The organism is Streptomyces sp. NBC_01255, from assembly GCF_036226445.1.
Taxonomy (GTDB): domain Bacteria; phylum Actinomycetota; class Actinomycetes; order Streptomycetales; family Streptomycetaceae; genus Streptomyces.
Genome location: NZ_CP108474.1, coordinates 7,623,357 through 7,642,664 on the forward strand (window position 1 = coordinate 7,623,357; position 19,308 = coordinate 7,642,664).

Below are 19,308 nucleotides of genomic sequence, written 5' to 3' on the forward strand. Positions count from 1 at the left end.
CCTTCGGGGGACTCAGGGGCCCAGTCGAGCGTGGTGGGCGTCTCGCCCTTGGCCTCGGCGGTGCGCAGGGCGCCGGCCTGGTCGAGCATGGCCTGGAGGACCTCGGGGCCCTGGGTGCGGCCGAGGCCGTCGACCAGGAGGTTGCGACGGCGGCGTCCGCGTGAGCCGTCGAGGAGATCGACATTAGGTAAGCCCAGCCTTCCGACCTTGGGTGCCCTTGCGGTGATCCTCCAACGAGCCTTCAAGGGGGTCGTGGAGGTCGACTTCACGCCCAAGTCGTTTGCGAGTAATGCCGAGTCGGCGGATGTGCGGAATTCCGTCGGAGCCGCGCAGCGCCGAGATCCTCTGGATGAGCCAAGCCACGCCTGCGGCGTACACCACACCGAAGATCAAGGAGATCACGAACGCCAGGTGCTTCGACAGTCCGTCGAAGAGCGGGTAGATCTGCCAGTGCGTCAGGTAGATCGCGAGCGAGCTGCCGGCCAGCAGGCCGGCGAGCTGATTGATCCGGCCGCTGCTCGGCAGGGCGGGGCACCACACCAACAGGCAGAAGCCCACCATGACGAACAGCTCCCGACGCGGCTCACCGGGGAAGAAGCCGGGGACGCTGGCCAGCGCGGCCATCGTGACGAGGAGTCGTTGTGGCACGGTGCCGGCCCGGGCCGCCGCCCAACCGAGCGCGAACAGCCAGAAGACGGTGACCGCGTCGGTGATGTGGGCACGGTCCGGCAGGCCCACGAGCTCGTAGCGGGTGAGCAGGCCGATGCCGACGAGAGTGACGGGCAGCCCGTATGGGAAGCGTCGTTCCCATCGGTGGACGAGGGGGATGGACAGCAGGGCCGTCATGACCAGCAGGATGTAGACGAGGGCCTCGACGAACCAGAGGTGTATCCCGCGTCCTCCAGCTTCGGGCCACAGCGCGTTGTGCACGAGCAGGACGTTGGACAGGTCGTAGTCGTCGCTGATCAGGAGCGCGAAGGCGGTCCACGCCATGGTGGGCACGGCGATCCGCGCGATGCTGCGGGCCGTACGGTGTGTCCGCTCCCGGCGTTCGGGCGAGGAGAGCAGGAAGCGGGCGAAGTTGAACCCGGCGACCGCCAGTAGCAGATGTGCCCCGCCCCGGAGCGCGAAGATCCCGATGTGTGAGCCGACGACGCACATGATGGCGACGGCGCGCAGGGCGACGCTGGTCTCCACGGTCCGGCGGTGCCGTGGCTTGCCCTGCCCGATGGTGCCCTGTCGTAGCTCGCGTATCGGTGTGGTGTGCCAGCTGTGAGGGAGATTGCCCAGGCGCTGTTCGAGGCGGATGGACATCTCGACGTATGACAGTGAGTCTCCGCCGAGCGAGACGAAAGAGCTGTCCGGTGTCACGTCCGGGCGGTCGAGGAGCCGTGCGTAGAGCGCGCACAGGTCGTCCGTATCGGTGCGGCCGGCGCCGTACAGGGGCTGTTCGGCCGGGCGGTTCAGGGTGCGGACGGCCTGGTAGTCGGGCTTGCCCGTGGGCAGCCGGGGGAGATCGGACAGCACGTGGACGTGGACCGTGCGAGCGGGCAGGCCGCACTCGTCCACCACGCGTCTTCGGACTCGTCGCTCGTCCCACCCGGGTATGCGGGCGACGGCGATGGCGAGTCCTTCGTCGTCGCCCGTGCAGAGCGCGGCGAGGCCGTGTCGTTCCAGCATGGCTTCGATCTGCCGGGGGTCGATGCGCAGGCCGAGGATCTTCACGAAGCGGCTGCGTCGGCCGACTATCTCGTACAGGCCGTCGTCGGTGCGGCGGGCGAGGTCACCGGTGCGCAGGACGTCGACCGTGCGACCGCGGGCGAGGTCCTCGGGGGATTGGGCGTACCCCAGCATGACGTTCGGTCCGGTGTAGACGAGTTCGCCCGTCCCGTTGTTACCGGGAGTCTCCTCGACCGGCTCCAGGTGGAAGGAGCCGCCGGGGACCGGAACGCCGATGGCACCGGGGTGTTCGATGGCCAGCGACGGCGGCAGGTAGGCCATGCGGGCGGTCGCCTCTGTCTGGCCGTACATGACGAAGAGGTCCCAGCCGCGTCGTGCGCCCAGTTCGGCGTAGTGCCTGACCCGTTCGGGAGCGAGGCGGCCGCCTGCCTGGGTGACGTATCGCAGGTGGGGCAGGTCCATGTCGGCGAAGCCGACCCGGTCGAGCAGGTCGAAGGTGTACGGGACGCCGGCGAGGGCCGTGCCTCCGGCGGTGCGGAAGAGGTCCCAGAAGCAGGTGTCGGCCACCGAGAGGCCGGTGAGGACGAGCCCGGCGCCGCGCAGGAGATGGCTGTGGATCACGGACAGGCCGTAGCAGTAGTGCATGGGCAGGGTCGTGGCGGCCCGGTCGGTGTCGCGGATGCCGAGATACGTGGCGATCGACTCGGCGTTGGCCTGGAGGTTCTCGTACGAGAGGCGGACGAGCTTGGGGGAGCCGGTGGAGCCGGAGGTGCTGAGCAACAGCGCGAGGTCGGGGTGGAAGATGTGGGCGGAGACGGCCCTGCGCTCCTCGATGCGCGACCTGTCGCCGTCTGCCGGGTGGACCACGACATCGGGTTCGTAGGCGGAGATCAAGGACTCCACCGCCTCGGGGTGGTCGCCGGGGACGAGCAGCACCGGGTGACCGGCCGAGAGCGCGGCCAGGTGGACGACGAGTGCGTCGACCGTGTTGGCGCCGGGCAGCAGGATCAGTCGGCGTTCCGGTCCGAGCCGCCGTGCCATGTCTTCGACCCGTCCGGCCAGGTCACGGTAGGAGACCATGCCGTCGGCCGTCATGAGGGCGGTGCGGTCGCCGTGGAGCGCGAGGTCGCGGGCGAGAGGGAGGACGTGGCCACCGACGGGCGGGGCAGGGAGCAGGGTCACGGCCGCATCGTAGGTAAGGCTTTCCTAATCGAGAAGAGGGGGAGGGGGGACCGTGTGTCCATTCGCGGCCAGGTCGTTATCAATTCCTGACTTGACCCTTAGGTTAGCTTTACCTTATCAATGCCCTATTCGCAGGTTCTCCCAGTAGTTCACAGCAGGAAGGCCCCACCCGTATGCGCCGCCCCATGGCCCGCACCCTGACCGCGCTTGCCGCGGCCGCCCTGCTCACCCCCATGCTCGCCGCGTGCGGTAGCGACGAGCCCGCCGGCCTCGTCATCTACTCCGGCCGCAACGAGAACCTCGTGAAGCCGCTCATCGAGAAGCTGGAGAAGCACCTCGGCACCAACGTCGAGGTCCGCTACGGCGACAGCGCCGAGCTCTCCGCACAGCTCCTGGAGGAGGGCGACAAGACCGAGGCCGGCCTCTTCCTCTCCCAGGACGCCGGTGCCCTCGGGGCGCTCTCCAAGGAGCAGCGCCTCGCGCCGCTCCCCAAGGCCACCCTCGACAAGGTCGACACCGCCTACCGCGGTTCCGCCGGTGACTGGACCGGCGTCAGTGGCCGCGTGCGCGTCCTCGGGTACAACCCCGACCAGGTCCCCACGCCTCCGAACAGCGTCCACGAACTCGTGAAGCCCGAGTGGAAGGGCAAGATCGGCTTCGTGCCGACCAACGCCTCCTTCCAGGCGTTCGTCACCGGCATGCGCGTCCTGGAGGGCGACGAGGCCGCCCGTACCTGGCTCAAGGGCCTCAAGGCCAACGAGCCCAAGGTGTACGAGGGCAACCTCAAGGTCCTCGAAGCCGTCGACAAGGGCGAGGTCTCCCTCGGCCTGCTCAACCACTACTACTGGTACGAGCAGGCGGCGGAGAAGGGCGCCGACAAGATGAAGGCCAAGATCCACTACATGCCCAAGGGCGACCCCGGCGGCCTCGTCAACGTCGCCGGCGCCGGCATCCTCAAGGGCGCCGACGAGAAGCAGGCCGCGTACGCGCAGAAGGCCGTCGACTTCCTCCTCTCCGCCGAGTCCCAGACGTACTTCGCGGAGGAGACGAAGGAGTACCCGCTGGCCGCCGGAGTGAAGACCGCCGCGGGTGTTCCGCCGCTGGAGACCCTCCAGCCGCCGAAGATCGACCTCGGCAAGCTCGACTCGCTGAAGGAAACCCTGGCGATGCTCCAGGAAGCCGGACTGGTCTGACGTGACGTCACCGGAGCTTTCCGCCCCGGCCCGTCGCGACCGCCGCCCGGTGGGTGCCCCCGCACCCGCCGGGCGGCGGCGCGCCGGTTCCCGGCCCTCCTGGGTGCTGATCGTGCCCGCCGTGCTCGCTGCCGCACTCGCCGTGCTGCCCCTCGGCTATCTCGCCGTCCGCGCACTCGAACAAGGCCCCGCCTACGCCTGGGACGTCATCGCCGACGAGCGCACCGGCGAACTCCTGCTGCACAGCCTCGGTCTCACCGCCGCGGTCGTCGCGGCCAGCCTGCTGATCGGCGTATCGCTCGCCTGGCTCACCGTCCGCACGGCCCTGCCGGGCGCCCGCGCCTGGTCCGTCCTCGTCACCCTGCCGCTGGCCGTACCGAGCTACGTCGCCGCCTTCGCCTGGCTGTCCGCCGCTCCCTCGCTCGCCGGCTTCACCGGATCGGCGCTGGCGCTCACCCTGGTGAGCTTCCCGTACGTGTACCTGCCGGTCGCCGCCGCCCTGCGCGGCACCGACCCCGGGCACGAGGAGGTCGCCCGCTCCCTCGGCCACGGCCCCTTCCGCACCTTCCTCCGCGTCACCCTGCCGCAGCTGCGGCCCGCAGCGGCCGGCGGCGGACTCCTCGTCGCGCTGTACGTGCTCTCCGACTTCGGCGCCGTCTCGCTCATGCGGTACGACACCTTCACCCGGGGCATCTACACCTCCTACCGGGCCAGCTTCGACCGCACACCCGCCGCCGCGCTCAGCGCCGTCCTGGTCGTCATGACCGTGCTGCTCGTCGCCGCCGAGACCCGCACCCGCGGCCGCGCCGACTACGCCCGTACCGGAACGGGCACCGCCCGGCGGGCCGTCCCCACCGCCCTCGGACGAATCAAGCCCCTCGCCCTCGCCTGGTGCGGAGCGGTGGTCGCCGCGGCCGTCGGCTTCCCGTTCGCCACGCTCGGCTACTGGCTCGCCGTCGGCTCCTCCGCGACCTGGGACCCGGCCACGCTCACCAGTACCGCGCTCACCACCCTCGGCGTCGCCGCCGCAGGCGCCGCCCTCACGACCCTGCTCGCCCTGCCGGTCGGCGTCATCGCCGCCCGCCATCGGGGTCGCCTCGCCCACCTGCTCGAACAGGCCGCGTACGCGGGCCACGCCGTCCCCGGCATCACCGTCGCGCTCGCCCTGGTCTTCTTCGCCGTGCGCTACGCCCGGCCGCTGTACCAGGAGACCCCGCTCCTGATCTGCGCGTACGCGGTGCTCTTCCTGCCGGTCGCGGTCGCCGCCACGCGCGCCGCCGTCCTCCAGTCGCCGCCGGTCCTGGACGACGTGGCCCGCTCCCTGGGCCGCACCCCCTTCGGCGTCCTGAGGGAAGTCACCCTGCCCCTCGCAGCCCCCGGCGTCGCGGCCGGGGCGGCCCTCACCTTCGTGGTCTGCATGAAGGAGCTCCCCGCGACTTTGCTCCTGCGCCCGACGGGCATGGACACGCTCGCCACCCGGCTGTGGACGGAGACCGGCACCGGCTCGTTCGCGGCGGCGGCCCCGTACGCCGCAGCGTTGATCCTGCTCGCCGCCATCCCCTCGTACCTCCTCGGAAGGCACCGCACATGAGCGACCCGGCCAAGAGCGCCCCGGCCCAGACTGACGCAGGCATGACCGACCCGGGCATGAACGACCTCCAGGTCAGCGGAGTTTCGAAGACATACGGCTCCGGCGCACCGGTCCTCGACGGCCTCGACCTCGCCGTCCCCGGTGGCTCGCTCGCAGCCGTCCTGGGGCCTTCCGGCTGTGGGAAGACCACGCTCCTCCGCGTGATCGCCGGTTTCCTGAAGGCCGACGCCGGCAGCGTGACCGTCGCGGGCCGCGTCCTCGGAGGCCCTGGTGTCCACCTGCCGCCCGAGCGACGCCGTATCGGCATCGTTCCCCAGGAGGGAGCGCTCTTCCCTCACCTGAGCGTGTCCCGCAACATCGCCTTCGGCCTGAGGGACCTCGACCGGCCCGCCAAGCGAACCCGTGTGGGCGAGATGCTGGACCTGGTCGGTCTCGCCGGATACGGCGACCGCATGCCGAACGAGCTCTCCGGCGGCCAGCAGCAGCGCATCGCCCTGGCCCGCGCCCTCGCCCCGCAGCCCCATCTCGTGCTGCTGGACGAACCCTTCAGTGCACTCGACAGCGGTCTGCGCGGGGCGGTGCGGGCCGAGGTACGCGCGGTGCTCCGGGAGAGCGGCGCGACCGCCCTCCTCGTCACCCACGACCAGCAGGAAGCCCTCTCCACCGCGGACCTCGTCGCCGTCGTCCGCGAGGGACGCGTTGCCCAGTGCGCCACACCGGAGGATCTCTACCACCGGCCCGTGGACCCCTGGCTCGCCTCCTTCGTCGGTGACGCCGTCCTCGTCCCCGGTACTGCCGAGAAGGGCATCGCCACCACGGCGCTGGGGAGAATCCCCCTTGCCACCGCACCGGAGGGCATGCGCGACGGAGTCGTACTCCTTCGCCCCGAACAACTCCAGCTCGCCGATCCGGACTCCGCAGACGCCGACGGCGTCGTGACCGACGTCTGCTTCTTCGGTCACGACGCGATGGTCACAGTGACCGTCGAGGGCCTGGAAAGCCCGGTCGACATCCGTACCCCCAGCCCGCTCGAGGTGACCCCGGGCCGAAGGGTCGGCATCCGCCTGACCGGCACCGCCACCCTCCACCGGCACACCACCTGACAGGCGGGCATGACCGCCACTTCGACGAGAGCCTCAGGAGTGGCTGTTGAAAGGGTCGATCTGAGTCATCGGCAGTCGTCCAGGGTCGGGTGTCCGGTCCGGAGGCCGGTGTCGGTCACGGACATGGCCGAATGGCTCGGGCACCGGGATCCGAGGATTACACACCAGACCTATGCGCATGTGATGCCGGACACTCCTGAACGGTTGCGCTTGCTGATGGATGCCGTTTCACCATGGAGACCGAGTTGCACTTGCCGCTGGCGCTCGAGTCGGTGCTCGAGGCCACCACCTGACGTGATGGCGAGTGCGTGGTGTCTCGGTCGGCCGGCTTGGCCTGTTGCGGGCACGCCGTGCGAGTTTGGCTGCGGTGATGCCGATGGCCAGCCAACGGACACGACGTGGCCGGCCGGTCCTGACAGCGATCCGAACTCTCCGCAGCTGTCACGCCGCTCCCGCGGTCACGACACGCTCCCGTCCCATGGCGCCGAGCCACGCGGCGGAAGGCTTGGGCGTTCGGGCGAAGGTTTCACGGTCGACAGCGATGATCCCGAAAGTAGGGGTGTAGCGACCCCACTCGTAGTTGTCCAGGGCGCTCCAGTGGAAGTATCCGCGGACGTCGATGCCGTCGTCCATGGCGCTGGTGAGGGATTCCAGAGCCTCTGAGGTGTACTGGATGCGGCGGGTGTCGTCGGCGGTGGCGATGCCGTTCTCTGTGACGATCAGCGGGACGCCGGGGGTCAGCGCGGCACTGTCACGCACGGCTTGCCCCAGAGCCTGGGGGTAGAACTCCCAACCCGAGAGGGTGCGTTCGGCTTCCTCGGGGACGGGCAGTGGGCCGTCCGGGCCGATGCGGGTGCGGGTGTAGGACTGCACGCCGAGCCAGTCGTCGCCGCGGGCCGCCTCCAGGAGGACGTCCTCCCACTGGCGCTGGATGGGCGCGGCGGCCGCCTCCGCCCCGGGGAGCGGCTGATACGCCTGATTGGCCACGGACCATCCGTACGCACGTGTGGGGCGCAGGACTTGACTGCTTCGACCGCGCGCGTGGGCCCGTATCAACGCATCGGACGTGGCTCCGTCCAGCAGCGGCATCCCGGCCGTGGGCAGTTGCTGCCCGGTGAGGTGGGCACGGTGGACGGCGGCCATCATGGCGACCATGTTCGGTTCGTTGATGGTGCAGGCGTGTTCCACACCGGTGGCATAGACGGGCGCCGCTGCGGTGAGATAGCGAGCGAAGAGGTCGTCCGAACCGGTGGCGGCCCAGCCGCCGCGTTCCATGAACCACCGAGGCGTGGTGAAGTGGTGCAGCGTCACCAGGGGCCTCAGTCCGCGTTCGTGTGCACCTTCGACCATGCGGCGGTAGTGGGCGATCGCTGCCTGGGAGAATTCGTCGGGTTCGGGTTCGATGCGTGCCCACTCGATGCTGAACCGGTAGTCGGTGAAGCCCAGTTCGGACAGCAGGTCCATGTCTTCGCGCCAGCGGTGGTAGCTGTCGCAGGCGTCGCCGCTGGGCTCCTTGATGAGCGGCGTCTGCATGTGCTCGAACTGCCACCAGTCGCTGTTGGTGTTTCCGCCCTCGGTCTGGTGCGCGGAGGTGGAGGCACCCCAGAGGAAGCCGTCGGGCAGGTGGCGTGTGTGTGCCATGGGTCGATTCTCCATTCGTCGAGGGGGACGCGAGGGAGGTCGTACGCGTACGGGTGCGATGAAGGCCGCAGACGGGTCAGCGAGGGTCGGTGAGGGCGCTTTCGCGACGGGTGTCCAGTTCCTGCTTGGCGCGTGCCGTGTCCGCCGCATACGGCCGGTAGAGCAGCGTGAGGAACAGGCCGTTCACCAGCATCAGTACGACGAGGACCCACAGGAACACCACGCGCAGGCCGACTGCGTCGGCGAGGAAACCCGCGCCGAGGCTGTAGCCCGCCCAGGCGATCGCTTCGGCGATGGAGACGTACAACGCGAACGCCGCGCCACGGAGTTCGGGTGGGGTGATGGCCATGACCATGGGCCGGTTGATGCTGGGGTTCATCCCCTGGGCCGCGCCCATCAGGGCGAAGAAGGTGCCGAACACGAGAATGCTGCTGTAGTGGAACTGTGTGCCGAAGAAGGCGAAGACCGCGAAGGCGAACTGGGCGGCCTGGAGGACCGCGACCGGTCCGGAGCGGGGGTTGCGGCGGGACACCCGGTCGACGGCGACGCCGCCCAGAAGGGTGCCGAGGAAGTAGCCGACGCCGAACGGGAGGATGACGACCGAGGCCAGTTGAGTACTGAAGCCGTGTACGTCGACCAGGAAGACCACGCCGAACGTGGCCACCAGCAGGTGTCCGGAGAGCAGGCGCGAGACGAGCAGGATGACCAGGCTGCGGATCTTCAGGAGTGAAAAGACCTTGGCCCAGGTGAGCTTTGAGACGGCTTCCCTGGCCGTCCGGTCGAGGTCGGCGAGCTGTTGCTCGGCCGCTCCCCTGCCCGGGTCGCGGAACCAGATCAGCAGGGCGATGCCGAGCAGGACGTTGAATCCGCCGACGCCCCACAGTCCCCAGCGCCAGCCCTCGTCCACCCCGGCGAGCTGCCCCTTGAGCGGTCCGATCACCGCGCCGACCAGGGAGATCGTCCCGTACACCAGCCCGATCGCGCGGCCACGGGACGAGCTGCCGAACAGGTCACCGGTGATCTCGGTGATGATCGGATTCGCGGCGGCGTAGCCGGCCGCCAATATGGTGTAAAGGATCAGGAGTTGGGTGAAGTTCTGCGAAAAGCCGGCAGCCACGCCCCAGACGCCCCATAGGCCGGTGGCCACGACCAGTACGCTCTTGCGGGACCAGCGCTGGGCGGCCCACACCCAGAAGGGCGCGGTGAACGCACCCGCGATCTTGCCGGCCGCGGTGAGGATGCCCAGGGCTCCGAGCGAGACGCCGAGAGACTGCCTGATGAGCGGGAACAGGCTGCTGACGAGGCTGGCCTCGGTGCTGTCGACCAGCATGGTGCCGCCGAGGAGGGAGAGCTGTCGCCAGCGTCCCTTGACCTGAACGGGTGTTGCGGTGGCGTCCGCGCCCGTTTGCGCAGAGTCCTTGCTGAGCTCGGGCATCGTGCTTTCTCGATTCTTTGCGGTCGAGCAGAGAGCAGATGGAGGCCGCGAACCAGCCGGAGAGGCGCCGCGACCGTGGCGGGCTGGTGAGGCGGGGGTGCGCGACGACAGTCGCAGGCGGTCCGAGAGGGGAGCCGCGTGAGTGGAAGGGCAGGCCGGCGCCGGGACCGGGAGGCCGGGTAGCGCCACTCGACCGGGAGGCTGCCGTCGAACTGCTCAGGACAGAACTCGCCTATCGCCGGGCCCAGGGCCGGTTCCTAGCATGTGCACATGGTTGCCAGAGAAACTCAGCAGTCCGATTCGGGACGGGAAGCAGTGTCCCGAGACGGCGCCGAAGCCTGTCCTGCTTTCGTGCCGACGGGAGAAGGACGAGAGTCCACCAGCCCTTCCTCCGGATCGCACCGAGACAAGACCGCCGAGGGTTCCCACCCGGTCGCCGATCTTGTCGAGCGGGCGGCCGATCTGGTGCAACCGATCAAGCTGAAACTGCGTGGCTGGCTCCACGCCGGCATGGTCCCCGCGTCGTTTGCCGCAGGCATCGTCCTCATCTGTCTGGCAGGGACACATCAGGCCGTGTTGGCCTGCACGGTGTACTCCGTCACGGCCTGGCTGCTGTTCGGGACCAGCGCCGTCTACCACCTCGGCACCTGGGGACCACTCGGCGAGGCCGTTCTGCGTCGCCTCGACCACGCCAACATCTTCCTGATCATCGCCGGCACGTGCACCCCCCTTGCCGTGCTCCTGCTCTCCCGCGACCAGTGGTCTGTCCTGCTGTGGATCGTGTGGGCAGGTGCTCTGGTCGGCATCGTCTTTCGTGTCCTGTGGGTCGGAGCTCCCCGCTGGCTGTACACCCCCTGCTACCTGGCTCTGGGCTGGGCGCCCGTGCGATACCTGCCCGAGTTCCTGCACAGGGGTGGGGTGGCGGTGGTCTCCCTGATCGTGGCCGGTGGGCTTCTCTACAGTGCGGGTGCGGTCGTCTACGCCCTCCAGCGCCCCAACCCCTCGCCCCGCTGGTTCGGCTTCCACGAGGTCTTCCACGCGCTGACCGTCGCAGCCTTCACCGCGCACTACATCGCGATCTTCCTCGCCGCCTACTGACCACGATGATGTTCTGACGCCGGCCTGCCCCGCCGTAGGCCCTGAACCCAGGGCGCTACGTGGGTGGGTGAGCGATTTTCCGGCCGGGGCACTCCGGATCTGGGGATCGGCCTCGGGTCTCGCGGGCAAGGGCGAGCGGGGCGTCATGGTCGAGTGATCCGAGGTCCTCCCGGCATGAACACCACCGTCTGCCGCCGGTCAGAAAACCGGTGGCAGGCCCGGCCCGCCCGTGGTGAAGATCGCGGCATGCCCAACTTCCTGGAGACCGACCGGCTTTTCCTGCGCGCGTTCACGGCGACCGACGTCGACCACCTGCTCGCCCTGGACAACGACCCCGAGGTCATGCGTTTCATCAATGGTGGCCGCCCCGCAAGTCGGGAGGTGATCGAGACAAGGACCCTCCCGCGGCTCCTGCACGACTACCCGTGCTGGAGGACCCGCGGCTACTGGGCCGCGCAGGAGAAGCACACCGGCACCTTCCTGGGCTGGTTCGAGTTCCGGCCGTTGGAGGAGCACAGCCCCGCCGTGGTCGACCTGGTCCACAAGGGGTTCGCGGAACTGGAGGTCGAGCGGGTCACCGCAAACACCATGGCCGTCAACACCCGCTCCCGTCGCGTCATGGAGAAATCGGGCCTGTCCTTCGTCCGGAACTTCACCGGGGACTGGCCGGAGGCGATCGAGGGCTCCGAGCACGGTGAAGTCGAGTACGAACTCACCCGGACCGAGTGGGAGCAGCACCGATAGGCGTCGACGGCCTGATGTGCGACTCCCGACATGAACTCTCCGGCCGGCGCCAACAGCGCTGACTGACGCTCAACGTGCTGGGAGGAAGTTGTCAGTGCTCCGCGTAGGCCGGGCGTACGGCGCCTACCAGGCCGTGCCTACATGGGGGCGGACCTCGCGCGGGCATCTGCTCGTGAGCAATCCTCCGCCAAGCCCTCGGGTCGCACCCGTCGGTCGATGCCGACGGCGGGCGGACTCACCTCAAGCCGAGTCTGGTGGCGCGTCGGATGTGGCGGCGCGGCGGTATTCGGCGTTGATGCGCTGGGCCTCTTCGAGCTGGTCTTCGAGGACGACGATGCGGCAGGCGGCCTCGATCGGTGTGCCCTGATCGACGAGTTCCCGGGCGCGGGCGGCGATGCGCAGCTGGTAGCGGGAGTAGCGGCGGTGGCCGCCCTCCGAGCGCAGCGGGGTGATGAGGCGGGCTTCGCCGATGGCGCGGAGGAATCCTTGTGTGGTGCCGAGCATTTCGGCGGCCCTGCCCATCGTGTAGGCGGGGTAGTCGTCGTCGTCAAGACGGCCGTACGAGTCATCTGCTGTCATTTGCACCTCTCTGGGAAACGCGTTGAGGGGCCCTGGTGCCGTACTGGCACCAGGGCCCCGAAGGAACTTCTACACCACCTGCCGGCCCTGATACTGCGCCGGCGTTCTGTGTCCGCAGACCCGACCTGGCTGCTGTCGGGGGTGCGGGGATCGCGGTTGCTTGACCGGAGACCACCTCACTATCGATGTCCTGCGGTACCCGGGCTCTGGCTTCCGCCCGGGCGATCCTGATGGCGCGGGTTCCTCCGTTCTTCCTCGGTGATCAACTACTTACTACGGGGTACTGCGTATTGCGGGTACTGCTGGTGATGCGAACTGCTCAGTGGCCTGTGACAGCGCCACTCTTCGGCAGCCAGCCCCGTTGCCCGTCCTGCGTCTGCTCTGGCTTAGAACCCCACTGCCGAACTTCCCGGTGCGCGCGTCCGCAGCCGACGCCTTCACCAGGGGTACCGCCTCACTGACTTCACTGCTGGGTACTGCGTACTGCACTCACGGGTACCGCACCTGCCATGACAGCGGTCCCGCTCACGGCGGCCCCTGATCACTGCGGGCCACCCGGTCCGGCCGTCAGTCCCGTCGCCGTCCTGCGAAAGCCCTGGCTTCGAAACTCCACCGCCGCACCGTCCTGCTCACTGCAACTACCTGTACTGCTGGTACTGCTTGCCGGCAGTTCGTCTCTGCCAGGCCCTGCTGTCTCTCTGGGCTACGAGAGAAACCATAACCACGCCGCCACCCAATGTCTACTCCGGCCGACATAGATTTCCGCGTGTCTGGTGGATAGGTAATCGACGTCGAACAGTGACGCGAAGGGGCGCGGAGCGGCCACCGCCAGGCTGACCACCGCATATCCGGGAACGCGCCACGGACAGGTAGAGACCGATTCTGACGAGCACAGACCAGGGGACCTGTGCAGGTGCCGCCGCCGTGGCCGCCTTGGCGCGCGACAGCGCCCGGCACTTCCTCGAAGGGCTTGTACCGGCGCCCGCGTCCGAGGCCGCCGACACCGTGATCCTCGTCGTCTCGGAACTCGTCACCAACGCCCTGCAAGGTTCGCGGGGCTTGCGATGGACGAGGAGGACCGCTGCGAGCATGGGGATGCAGGTCAGGAGTATGAAGGTCATGACGTGGCCGCTGACATCGGTGCGCAGGCCCGGGGCGGCTGCTGCCGCGCCGCGGCGGCGTTCAGTAGACGCTGCACGGGCCGGGAGTGGTTGACGAGCCGGAGCCCACGTCTGTGGCGTGGCCACCAGTCGAGGACGGGGAGGCAGCCGGAGTCGCAGAAGACGACCCGGGCGGTGTCCAGGACGAGGCCGGTGCAGCCGATGTCGGCGGCCGAGGCCAGCAGTGCCCGCAGCGGGGCGGCACTGTAGTGGTCGATCTCGCCTGCGAGGTGGACGACCAGGGTGGTGCAGGAGGAGATGACTATGGCGCCGGGCGCGGCGTCCGCGCCCGAGTCGTGCACGACAGCAGAGGCAGAGGCGGCAAGGGGAGTGGGCACTATCGGGGCGGTGCTCGTGGTGTTCACATCAGCGCCAACGTCTCCCACCCCGGGTCCGGAAACGAGCCACGCGGCCCCTTCACCCCATGTGACCAGCTCCGATCCCTGTTCAGAGGGAAAGATTCCATCCGGAGAAGGCAGGATGCGTCCGGGATGCGACCACTGCTCCCGAGGTCGTATGGCTTTCTCTCTGCGAAACAGCGGGTCGTGCTCGTCGCCGGCGTCAGGGCGGCGCTCGTCCGGCTTCCCTGGGAGGATGTCGCTATGGAGCCGCTGCCGATCCCTTGCCCGCGGAACGGATCCCGGACGCTAGCGGCCTGAACGGGTTCGACGCCGCGTACCGGGCGGCCAGGCAGCAGCGGGCCGTGTTCATAGCCCTGGAGAGCGAGGGCCCCAGGTGGAGGATCGAGGCCGACACGCTCATTGCTCCGGAGCACACCATCGGCACCGGCGTGTACGACGCGGTACGCGAGGCCGTCATCCGTCTGGTCAGCACCGGACAGATCCGCTCCGACTCCTACGCCGGCCCGGTCTACTTCGTGCTGCACGACGTGGAAGGTGAGCTACGGGCGCGCGAACTGGCCGCAGCGCTTCATGCCGCCCTCTACGGCGACCTCGCCCCGCTGGCCTGCGCAGCTCGTCCACCGGCTTGAGGACACATCGTCGCCGGCCTCGGCCGGCTGGGCCGGCTGGGCCGGGGGCTGGGCCCGTCCGTCCCGCCCGCAGGCTACGACCCCGGCCTGTCACTTGCGGTGGCCGCCCCGGGAGGCAGCGCGAGGGGAGGCGGGGGCCCGGAAGGATTCGTGTCGCTGTGCATCCCCAGGATGCGGAATCCGGCGTCCTCCAGCAGAAGCCTCAGGGCGTGGCGAGCCAGCTCTCCGCAGTAAGCGTTTTCGCCCACGAGACTCGGCGCGCTGAGGCTTTTCTCGTCGCTGCGTCGTCCACCGTGTACTCCCACACAAGGGACAACGACAGCATCAAAGTCGCGGCTCCCGCCGAACGGGGGGGCCTGCGCGTCGGCCGCTGTTGGTAGGCCAGATACACGTGCCTGGCACCGGCGGCTCTTTGCCCTGGGGTCGCTGGGTCCACCACGGACGCCGCTGTCACTCCAGGCCCTCCTCCAGGGCGATGTGGAACAGGCTCCGCACTCCGGCCGCGTCCAGGGCCAGGCAGACCGCCCTAGGGAGCGGTCCGACGAGGATCAGGTGGCAGCGGTGACAGACCGAGAGCGGTTCGTTGACGAACGCGGAGACCGCGGTCAGATCCAGCAGCACCCGCTCGGTCTGCGCGGTGCAGACGCAGGTGATTGCTTCGTGGAGGCAGTCCACGGAGTCCGTGTCGAGCTCGCCGCTCGCGGACAGTGTCACCGTCGCGGGGGATGCGGACGGCTCGTAGCGGACCAGCGCCGCCCCGTTCACCGGCCGCCATGTCCGCGCCCGGGAACTCGTCGACCAGGGCACCCCCATCGAGGCCGCGTGCCGCATCATCATCCTCGAAGACCAGCTCGTGGAAGCCCAGCGCATCAACGCCGAGTACCGCCGCGCCGCCGGATCATCCGGGCCGGCGCCCGGACTGAGACGGTGCGCGCCCGCCGGACACCGGCGGGTCCCGCGCACACATACAGGCGTTTCCTCTGGTGACGGGGTGTACTGACGTGTAGCGTCCCGGTTAGCTGTCGTGGTTCGGAAGTTCCCCTTGCCCATGCCTTCGGCGTGGGTTTTTTGCTGTGCAGTGCCGCAGGGACCAGGGCGATCACCTCCGCCTTCCGCATGGAGTGGGAGGCGTTCATCGACTGGAAGGCATGAGATATGGCTACGGGAACTGTGAAGTGGTTCAACGCGGAGAAGGGCTTCGGCTTCATCGCCCAGGACGGTGGAGGCCCGGACGTCTTCGCCCATTATTCGGCGATCAACTCCTCGGGCTTCCGTGAGCTCCAGGAGGGCCAGACCGTGACGTTCGACGTCACGCAGGGCCAGAAGGGCCCCCAGGCCGAGAACATCAACCCGGCCTGACCTTCCCCACCCCGCCCGCGGAACCGCGGGCACTGCGCTCGGAGTGCACGGCTGCCTCGCGCGGCCGCGACCCGAGCAGCGGGCACCGGGCTTTGCGCGGGCGGTGGTGGGATCTGCGGCATGTGGTGATCGGGGCCGCGCGGCCACAGCTGCGCGGCCCCGATCTGCGTCAAGAGCGGCGCTAGGGACGATGGGCGATGCCGGGCAGCATGCCCTACCCGGCGCCAGCGGTGGCCTCCCGCGACGTCTCCCGGTGCGTGAAGGCTGCCAGCCGGTCGCGGGGGCGTGGAAGTCCCGTCGACGCGGACCCCGGCCCTCCTCCTGTGCTCAGTCACCTGAGCTGTCGGATACGGCAGGCACGGGTTGGTGAACGGAATGGAACGCACCGCGTCTCCCTCTGGGGGAGAGGGCGGTCGCGCGTCGAGCATGTGTACGTCGACGGCAAGGACGACCGCAGCGGCTGTCACATAGGTGTCGCTTCGGCTCAGGTCAGGGGGCAGCTACCGCGGCAGTGGGCCGGGCCGCGGCCTTGACCTCCGCTAGCGGCAGAGCGAGGGCGCTGGCCAGTTCGGCCAGCTCCTCCTCGGTCGGCCGGATGGGCCCCTCCGCGCCGTCCTCGGCGAAGGCCCGGATGCGCGGGGTGCGGATGCCGGTCTTGTCCGCGATCGCCTGCGGCGTCAGGCGGCGGCAGCGCATCGTCTGTTTCAGCAGCTGAGATAGGTCGGTCATTGGCTTCTTGTGCCCCGCCCGAGCACGCTCATGCCAAAGGCGGTCCGCCTTGGGTCAACTGGCCCCTCGGTGGGGCACGCTGCCGCGAAGCGCACCGCATGGTCATCCACCGGCCCGGAGGTGCGGGCCACGGCTATCGCGGCAGCACCGCGCGGATGGTCTTACCTCTGGGCCCCGTGGTGACGGTGACGGATGTGGCTAGGTGCTGAACCATGGGCCAGCCGAATCCGCCGGTGCCGCCGGTGAGGTCGGGCGCCCGCTCTCGCGGTGGTCGCGGGTCTGCGTCGACGACAACGACTGCGATTCCTTGCGGCTGGGCCTGCAACTGCAAGGAGCACGATGCCCCTCGCGCGTGCCTCACGGCATTGGTGACGAGCTCGGACACAACGAGTGTGACGCTCGCGGCATCCTGGGGATCTGCAGCCGGGCGGAGCCTGTCCAGGAAGGCGCGGGCAAAGTCTCGTGCGTGCGCGACCGATTCCGGCCGCTTGTCGATGACAGCTCGGTCCGACGTCCCAGTGTCCGGTCCCGTGGGGTGGGTCCGCATAAGCCCCTCCTTGTATGGGGTGGCCTCTGTCCGAGATGGACACTTGCCCCTAAAACGGATCCTGTAACGCCGAGCCGAACGTGAGTTGACGCCTGGCATGCGCGAACGCTCCTTCACGACGCGTATATCGCAGTCAGCCGGGTGGGGGCATCACCCGGCGTGACGCAAGACGGGCGCATGAGGCATCAGCTCGGGGGTATGTGCGGTTCACCGGCCTGTCGGGGGACGACAGAGGGCCGGCGGACAAAGGGAGGGAAAGCATGACGACGGCTACCGGGACATTCACGGACACCGGCATCGCGGAACTGCCGGCAGTCGCCTCCCCGCAGGCAGTCGCGCCGAAGGACGCCCGCGAGCTGTCGAGGCAGTTCTTCCCAAGGCTGGCCGTGCTGGAGGAGGGCACGCCCGAGTACCAGTACGCACGCAACACCCTCGTCGAGATGAACATGTCGCTGGTCCGCTACGCCGCCGGACGTTTCCGCCACCGCGGCGACGACATGGAAGACATCGTCCAGGTCGGCACGATCGGCCTGATCAAGGCAATCGACCGCTTCGAACTCTCCCGCGAGGTTCAGTTCGCCACGTTCGCCGTGCCTTACATCGTCGGCGAGATCAAACGGTTCTTCCGTGACACTTCCTGGGCCGTTCACGTTCCTCGCCGCCTCCAGGAGGCCCGCGTCGACCTCGCGAAGGCCACCGAGGAACTCAGCACCCGCCTTGGCCGTGCCCCCAAGGTCAGCGAACTGGCCGCGCTCATGGACCTCACCGAGGAAGAGGTCATCGAAGCCCGCATGGCCTCGAACGGCTACAACTCCACCTCCCTCGACGCCGCTGTCCACCGCGACGCCGACGACGATGAAGCACCCCTGGCCAGCTTCATCGGCGAGGAAGACCCCGCCATTGAGCTCGTGGAGAACTTCCATGCTCTTGCCCCGCTCATCGCAGAACTCAACGAGCGCGACCGGCGCATCCTGCACCTGAGGTTCGTCGAGGAACTCACCCAGTCACAGATCGGCGAACGCCTCGGCGTCTCCCAGATGCACGTCTCCCGCCTCCTGTCCCGCACCCTGGCCCGCCTTCGCGAGGGGATGCTCACCACCCTCTGACGCCATGGCGGCCAAGGTCGCACGTCATGCGGGTACCGGAGCGCCGGCCGGGTTCGAACCGCCTCATCATCGCTTGCTGCGAGCGTCCTTAGGACGGGCCTGACTTGTAGTTGGTGCGATGCGGCTGTGGACGCGGAACCGGACGGTCGTCCCGCCCGCTGCGGGGCAGAGGTCGACGACCACACGGCCGGCAAAGGTGTAGCCCTGTTCGGCAGCGTACCGATGCACCTCGCTCACGAGGTGCGGCCCCATCGGTACAGCATGAGCCGTGAGCTTCCGGTGGATCTCCGGGAGTAGTTCGATGACGAAGGCGTTGGGGACCACGACACGGTGCCGGCCCAGGATCAAAGCGTTGTCGTCGCACTGCTTGCGGAGTATCGCCACGACGTCCCCTTGCCGCTGCCTCGGGGGCAGCAGGCCCCACAGGGGCGTCGTCCAGTGCTCCATGACACGTTCGGCAGTTACAAGCCATCGCATCATGTGCCCCTGCCCGACTCGCTGTCGGTCAGGCTCACCCATGCGAGTGCCGCCCCGGCCCAGGTCGTCACCGCCTCGTACCGGTGATCTGTGACGAGGCGGCCAGCGTCACGTCTCTGCTGCAGCGCGCTTCTCCGTCGGCGGGCGTAGCCGGCTGAACGAGAGGGGGAGTCAGCGTCGCGTAGGGGCCCTGGCATCAGTGGCCGCTGTTGTCCGATCGAGAAGGCGATTCCGCGCGATGGCCGATGACGCTTACCTGTTTCTGCTCCCTGACCGGCACCCCCGGCTCGGGGCAGCCCTGGCCGCCGTCGGAGCCTTGGAGTGCACGGAGACACCCGCCGTACACGGCTGGCTGCAAGCCCACGGCGTCTCGGCAGCCTCGGAACACGTCCGGATCCTTCCTGCCGAGGCGGAGGCGTTCATCCCGCAGGACGCGGAGCGCCTGCCTGTTCCGCTGAGCGAGGAGGAAACGCTGCGGGTCCAGCAGGAGCGTGCGCCCCAGTCCGTCACGGACATGGAGAGCGAGCTGCTGGAATTCAGGGAGACGACCCAGGACTGGCAGGCTCTCGTACACCGGGCCCTGACCGCTGGCATTCCCACGCCTCGCATCGCCCACCTGACCGGCCTGGACCCTCAGGAGATCGGCCGCCTGACCATGTGACCCCGCCGACGCACACCGCCCGAACATCACGA

18 protein-coding genes and 1 pseudogene are annotated in these 19,308 nt (G+C 68.9%); 10 read left to right on the plus strand and 9 right to left on the minus strand.

Features of this window, described 5'->3' with window-relative positions:
• Nucleotides 1-183: 183 nt before the first annotated feature.
• The gene (locus tag OG357_RS34600) at nucleotides 184-2,862 is read right to left on the minus strand and encodes an AMP-binding protein (RefSeq protein ID WP_329624865.1); all 2,679 of its coding nucleotides are present in this window, start codon (nucleotides 2,860-2,862) and stop codon (nucleotides 184-186) included.
• A 173-nt stretch (nucleotides 2,863-3,035) separates the two neighbouring features.
• Between OG357_RS34600 and OG357_RS34605 the strand changes: the two genes are divergently transcribed.
• From OG357_RS34605 to OG357_RS34615, 3 genes are read left to right on the plus strand one after another with little or no spacing between them, the layout of a single operon-like run.
• Nucleotides 3,036-4,055, plus strand: a complete 1,020-nt coding sequence (locus OG357_RS34605; RefSeq protein WP_329624866.1) for an iron ABC transporter substrate-binding protein — start codon at nucleotides 3,036-3,038, stop codon at nucleotides 4,053-4,055.
• 49 nt (nucleotides 4,056-4,104) lie between these two features.
• Nucleotides 4,105-5,646: an ABC transporter permease gene (locus OG357_RS34610; RefSeq protein ID WP_329624867.1), complete on the plus strand. Its 1,542-nt coding sequence runs from the start codon at nucleotides 4,105-4,107 to the stop codon at nucleotides 5,644-5,646.
• A 56-nt stretch (nucleotides 5,647-5,702) separates the two neighbouring features.
• Nucleotides 5,703-6,749: an ABC transporter ATP-binding protein gene (locus OG357_RS34615; RefSeq protein WP_329625787.1), complete on the plus strand. Its 1,047-nt coding sequence runs from the start codon at nucleotides 5,703-5,705 to the stop codon at nucleotides 6,747-6,749.
• A gap of 441 nt (nucleotides 6,750-7,190) precedes the next feature.
• Here OG357_RS34615 and OG357_RS34620 read toward each other — a convergent pair whose 3' ends face one another.
• Nucleotides 7,191-8,390: a glycoside hydrolase family 1 protein gene (locus OG357_RS34620; protein WP_329624868.1), complete on the minus strand. Its 1,200-nt coding sequence runs from the start codon at nucleotides 8,388-8,390 to the stop codon at nucleotides 7,191-7,193.
• Nucleotides 8,391-8,466: 76 nt separating this feature from the next.
• Complete coding sequence (locus tag OG357_RS34625) at nucleotides 8,467-9,825, minus strand: MFS transporter (RefSeq protein ID WP_329624869.1); 1,359 nt, start codon at nucleotides 9,823-9,825, stop codon at nucleotides 8,467-8,469.
• A 270-nt stretch (nucleotides 9,826-10,095) separates the two neighbouring features.
• Between OG357_RS34625 and trhA the strand changes: the two genes are divergently transcribed.
• Entirely contained in the window at nucleotides 10,096-10,923 is an 828-nt protein-coding gene (trhA, locus tag OG357_RS34630; RefSeq protein ID WP_443066771.1) for a PAQR family membrane homeostasis protein TrhA, read from the plus strand.
• Between the two features lie 246 nt (nucleotides 10,924-11,169).
• Nucleotides 11,170-11,667: a GNAT family N-acetyltransferase gene (locus tag OG357_RS34635; RefSeq protein WP_329624871.1), complete on the plus strand. Its 498-nt coding sequence runs from the start codon at nucleotides 11,170-11,172 to the stop codon at nucleotides 11,665-11,667.
• Nucleotides 11,668-11,907: 240 nt separating this feature from the next.
• Here the strand turns inward: OG357_RS34635 and OG357_RS34640 are convergent, their stop codons facing one another.
• Together OG357_RS34640 and OG357_RS34650 are read right to left on the minus strand one after the other, a co-directional pair.
• The gene (locus OG357_RS34640) at nucleotides 11,908-12,246 is read right to left on the minus strand and encodes a helix-turn-helix domain-containing protein (protein ID WP_260228303.1); all 339 of its coding nucleotides are present in this window, start codon (nucleotides 12,244-12,246) and stop codon (nucleotides 11,908-11,910) included.
• A 1,117-nt stretch (nucleotides 12,247-13,363) separates the two neighbouring features.
• Complete coding sequence (locus OG357_RS34650) at nucleotides 13,364-13,708, minus strand: STAS domain-containing protein (protein WP_329624872.1); 345 nt, start codon at nucleotides 13,706-13,708, stop codon at nucleotides 13,364-13,366.
• A gap of 320 nt (nucleotides 13,709-14,028) precedes the next feature.
• Between OG357_RS34650 and OG357_RS34655 the strand changes: the two genes are divergently transcribed.
• Nucleotides 14,029-14,397 (plus strand): hypothetical protein, encoded by a 369-nt coding sequence (locus tag OG357_RS34655; protein ID WP_329624873.1) that lies wholly within the window; start codon nucleotides 14,029-14,031, stop codon nucleotides 14,395-14,397.
• Nucleotides 14,398-14,847: 450 nt separating this feature from the next.
• On the opposite strand, the gene OG357_RS34660 is transcribed toward OG357_RS34655, so the two are convergent.
• Nucleotides 14,848-15,234, minus strand: coding sequence for a hypothetical protein (locus OG357_RS34660; RefSeq protein ID WP_329624874.1), 387 nt, complete (start codon nucleotides 15,232-15,234; stop codon nucleotides 14,848-14,850).
• Between OG357_RS34660 and OG357_RS34665 the strand changes: the two are divergent.
• A pseudogene (locus tag OG357_RS34665) lies at nucleotides 15,176-15,310 on the plus strand (MerR family transcriptional regulator); the annotation flags it as partial. The gene OG357_RS34660 and the pseudogene OG357_RS34665 sit on opposite strands and share 59 nt — an antisense overlap.
• 242 nt (nucleotides 15,311-15,552) lie before the next feature.
• The gene (locus OG357_RS34670) at nucleotides 15,553-15,756 is read left to right on the plus strand and encodes a cold-shock protein (RefSeq protein WP_030224583.1); all 204 of its coding nucleotides are present in this window, start codon (nucleotides 15,553-15,555) and stop codon (nucleotides 15,754-15,756) included.
• A gap of 489 nt (nucleotides 15,757-16,245) precedes the next feature.
• Here OG357_RS34670 and OG357_RS34675 read toward each other — a convergent pair whose 3' ends face one another.
• Nucleotides 16,246-16,485, minus strand: coding sequence for an XRE family transcriptional regulator (locus OG357_RS34675; protein WP_329624875.1), 240 nt, complete (start codon nucleotides 16,483-16,485; stop codon nucleotides 16,246-16,248).
• A gap of 133 nt (nucleotides 16,486-16,618) precedes the next feature.
• Nucleotides 16,619-17,131, minus strand: a complete 513-nt coding sequence (locus tag OG357_RS34680; protein ID WP_329624876.1) for an ATP-binding protein — start codon at nucleotides 17,129-17,131, stop codon at nucleotides 16,619-16,621.
• 161 nt (nucleotides 17,132-17,292) lie between these two features.
• Here OG357_RS34680 and OG357_RS34685 point away from each other — a divergent pair, with 161 nt between their 5' ends.
• Entirely contained in the window at nucleotides 17,293-18,138 is an 846-nt protein-coding gene (locus OG357_RS34685; RefSeq protein WP_329624877.1) for an RNA polymerase sigma factor SigF, read from the plus strand.
• 66 nt (nucleotides 18,139-18,204) lie between these two features.
• Here the strand turns inward: OG357_RS34685 and OG357_RS34690 are convergent, their stop codons facing one another.
• The gene (locus OG357_RS34690) at nucleotides 18,205-18,522 is read right to left on the minus strand and encodes an FhaA domain-containing protein (protein WP_329624878.1); all 318 of its coding nucleotides are present in this window, start codon (nucleotides 18,520-18,522) and stop codon (nucleotides 18,205-18,207) included.
• 331 nt (nucleotides 18,523-18,853) lie between these two features.
• Here OG357_RS34690 and OG357_RS34695 point away from each other — a divergent pair, with 331 nt between their 5' ends.
• Entirely contained in the window at nucleotides 18,854-19,276 is a 423-nt protein-coding gene (locus OG357_RS34695; protein ID WP_329624879.1) for a DUF6003 family protein, read from the plus strand.
• Nucleotides 19,277-19,308: the final 32 nt, after the last annotated feature.

Bases quoted from the DNA above. Each gene is read 5' to 3' on its own strand.
- OG357_RS34605 (WP_329624866.1), top strand. From the start codon at position 3,036: ATGCGCCGCCCCATGGCCCGCACCCTGACCGCGCTTGCCGCGGCCGCC.
- OG357_RS34615 (WP_329625787.1), top strand. From the start codon at position 5,703: ATGAACGACCTCCAGGTCAGCGGAGTTTCGAAGACATACGGCTCCGGC.
- OG357_RS34620 (WP_329624868.1), bottom strand. From the start codon at position 8,390: ATGGCACACACACGCCACCTGCCCGACGGCTTCCTCTGGGGTGCCTCC.
- OG357_RS34625 (WP_329624869.1), bottom strand. From the start codon at position 9,825: ATGCCCGAGCTCAGCAAGGACTCTGCGCAAACGGGCGCGGACGCCACC.
- trhA (WP_443066771.1), top strand. From the start codon at position 10,096: ATGGTTGCCAGAGAAACTCAGCAGTCCGATTCGGGACGGGAAGCAGTG.
- OG357_RS34635 (WP_329624871.1), top strand. From the start codon at position 11,170: ATGCCCAACTTCCTGGAGACCGACCGGCTTTTCCTGCGCGCGTTCACG.
- OG357_RS34640 (WP_260228303.1), bottom strand. From the start codon at position 12,246: ATGACAGCAGATGACTCGTACGGCCGTCTTGACGACGACGACTACCCC.
- OG357_RS34660 (WP_329624874.1), bottom strand. From the start codon at position 15,234: ATGATGATGCGGCACGCGGCCTCGATGGGGGTGCCCTGGTCGACGAGT.
- OG357_RS34670 (WP_030224583.1), top strand. From the start codon at position 15,553: ATGGCTACGGGAACTGTGAAGTGGTTCAACGCGGAGAAGGGCTTCGGC.
- OG357_RS34675 (WP_329624875.1), bottom strand. From the start codon at position 16,485: ATGACCGACCTATCTCAGCTGCTGAAACAGACGATGCGCTGCCGCCGC.
- OG357_RS34680 (WP_329624876.1), bottom strand. From the start codon at position 17,131: ATGCCAGGCGTCAACTCACGTTCGGCTCGGCGTTACAGGATCCGTTTT.
- OG357_RS34685 (WP_329624877.1), top strand. From the start codon at position 17,293: ATGACGACGGCTACCGGGACATTCACGGACACCGGCATCGCGGAACTG.
- OG357_RS34695 (WP_329624879.1), top strand. From the start codon at position 18,854: ATGGCCGATGACGCTTACCTGTTTCTGCTCCCTGACCGGCACCCCCGG.